This is a genomic window from Paenibacillus sp. FSL H7-0331, assembly GCF_001956045.1.
The window spans coordinates 1-1962 of the sequence record NZ_MRTH01000125.1 but is presented as its reverse complement, the minus strand read 5'-3'; the positions used below and the strand labels follow the sequence as shown (position 1 = coordinate 1962).

4 protein-coding genes are annotated in these 1962 nt (G+C 40.2%); 3 read left to right on the top strand and 1 reads right to left on the bottom strand.

All coding sequences use genetic code 11. The features are described from left to right. The first annotated feature begins 35 nt into the window (after nucleotides 1-35). A complete protein-coding gene (locus BK127_RS42040) occupies nucleotides 36-386 on the top strand; it encodes a YxeA family protein (RefSeq protein WP_076238562.1) in 351 nt (116 codons plus the stop codon). A gap of 376 nt (nucleotides 387-762) precedes the next feature. Here BK127_RS42040 and BK127_RS42030 read toward each other — a convergent pair whose 3' ends face one another. Continuing rightward, nucleotides 763-1122, bottom strand: coding sequence for a hypothetical protein (locus tag BK127_RS42030; RefSeq protein WP_144026743.1), 360 nt, complete (start codon nucleotides 1120-1122; stop codon nucleotides 763-765). A gap of 27 nt (nucleotides 1123-1149) precedes the next feature. On the opposite strand from BK127_RS42030, the gene BK127_RS42025 reads away from it, so the two are divergent. Both BK127_RS42025 and BK127_RS42020 read left to right on the top strand, forming a co-directional pair. Continuing rightward, nucleotides 1150-1449 carry a hypothetical protein gene (locus BK127_RS42025; protein WP_076238559.1) on the top strand — a complete coding sequence of 100 codons (300 nt, stop codon included), beginning with the start codon at nucleotides 1150-1152 and terminating at the stop codon, nucleotides 1447-1449. Then, nucleotides 1415-1888: a hypothetical protein gene (locus BK127_RS42020; protein WP_076238558.1), complete on the top strand. Its 474-nt coding sequence runs from the start codon at nucleotides 1415-1417 to the stop codon at nucleotides 1886-1888. Before BK127_RS42025 ends, BK127_RS42020 begins: the two co-directional genes overlap by 35 nt. Nucleotides 1889-1962: the final 74 nt, after the last annotated feature.

Sequence of the window (1962 nt, the reverse complement as noted above, 5' to 3'; positions counted from 1 at the left end):
GGTCTCATCCTGATTGGGCTTAGGAGGAATTATTGATGAAAAAAATATTGCTGGTGCTCGGGCTCATTATCGTGATTGGGGCATGCTTGTGGTTATTCTTCTTCACTCCGGAGAAGCTTACACCTGATAATCCTGCGGGAAAAACCGTCTATTACACGATAATAAACGAGTCCGGCGTACAAGATGAGAATGGACGTTACGGCTATGAGCTAACTGCTTATAGTCAGAAAGGAAAGGAAAAAAAGCTTGGTTTTTCGGCTGGGAAGCCATTGAGAAAAGGGGCTTACGTCCAGTTATATAACACGCTGATTCGAGGTGTCACGCACTGGGAAGAGATTTCCTTCAAGGAGCTGCCGGAGGCGGTTCAACAGGAGTATCAAAAATAACACGAAATTGAAGGAAGCCAGACGGTTGATCCGGCTTCTGTGAGCTGATCGTGAAAGTGGTTGTGGATTTATATTGTGTTGTTACACCATTTTATCGAACAAGAGCCTTTTGAAGAACTCTATGGAAAAGAAAGCTTGTTCTCGTATCCCCAGGTCGTATATGCGACTAAATATAGCAATGAAAGTATTCGATAATCCCTCACCATTAAATAAAAAACTCGCAGCCTACGATAAACTGACTAAACATAAAAATAAGGATGAACATCATGCTCATCCTTATTTTTATGTTTTTATAAAAGACCTGTGGGGGGAATGAAATCAGATTCTTGTCATTTATGTAGTAGCTGGTTACTTTTTTGAGCGCTTGAGTCAATGATTAAGCTAGTGAATTCTGGCTTGACGTCCATTCCTTATAATTGTCCATGGTGGATTGATATGTAGTAATAGACTTCTCTTTTACAAAGTCGTTTTGTGAAGCTTTCACTGAGGTCTCAGTTTCTTTTTTTGTATCGGTTGAATATGAATTGATGGTTTTGGAATCTCTATAATCGACGACACCATCATCGTTTGTATCTTCATCATCATTTGTCAGCGAGTCTAAGATTGATTGCAAGGTATCACCCTCACTCGAAGATGAGTTTACACCCTGGACCGAATTGCCATTTGGAGGAGTTCCTCCACCCATAGGTGGCATACCCATAGGCGGCATATTACCATTTTGTATATTTTGTGGCATGATGATTACCGTGAGAAGGTTGGCACCATGTCAAAAGTTGTGGGTGGCATATGCACAATTGACTCGGTATGTCCAACTAAAATGGCTTGTGTGGGATGTGGTGCAAAAGTGCCTCGTCCGGAGTTTAGAGAAGAAATTACAGCCTTTTATAATTGGGCAGATGAAAGTGAAAAAAGATTCGAGCAACTGGGGTTACCGCTTGAAGCAAAGAAAATGAAGATCGCAAAAAATAGAGCTAAGCACGAGCTCAGGGAGATCCAGTTAATCGAAAAATCTCAAAAGGATGAGACATATGCGCCGGAAATTCGTATCTCCTCAAACAAATGAATTGAAATGGCTTCAAGCATCGTATGACGAGAAGAAAAACCGTTCCTTCGAACGTGGAGTAAAAGCCATCGACGCTCTTTCTAATGAGGGTAAGTCAGTTTCTTACCGGACAGTTTCAGATAAATCGAAAGAAATTGACCCGGATGGAAAAGGTATACACCAAAATACCATCCGAAAGAACAAGGAACTTCACAATCATTTTCTAAAACACAGTACTACAAAGGTTTATAAACCATTGAAAAGGTCCTACAAGCCCTTAAATGATGATCTGGATGCATTCAAGCACATAAAACAGGATCGTGACATAGATCGAGTCAGACAACGTTATATGCAGCTGACGAAACCAGAATTGGTTGATTTGTTAGTACGCATGGAACAATACATTGCTCATCAAAACCAGACATGGTTAAAAAGTGAGTTTGAAAAATTTCAAAAGTAGCTATATAAGTTGAACTAAAGGAATTCATTTCCACATCGTCGAATAAAGAACTACAACCTAAAAGTGACGGTGAA

Bases quoted from the DNA above. Each gene is read 5' to 3' on its own strand.
- BK127_RS42025 (WP_076238559.1), top strand. From the start codon at position 1,150: ATGTCAAAAGTTGTGGGTGGCATATGCACAATTGACTCGGTATGTCCA.
- BK127_RS42040 (WP_076238562.1), top strand. From the start codon at position 36: ATGAAAAAAATATTGCTGGTGCTCGGGCTCATTATCGTGATTGGGGCA.
- BK127_RS42030 (WP_144026743.1), bottom strand. From the start codon at position 1,122: ATGCCACAAAATATACAAAATGGTAATATGCCGCCTATGGGTATGCCA.
- BK127_RS42020 (WP_076238558.1), top strand. From the start codon at position 1,415: ATGCGCCGGAAATTCGTATCTCCTCAAACAAATGAATTGAAATGGCTT.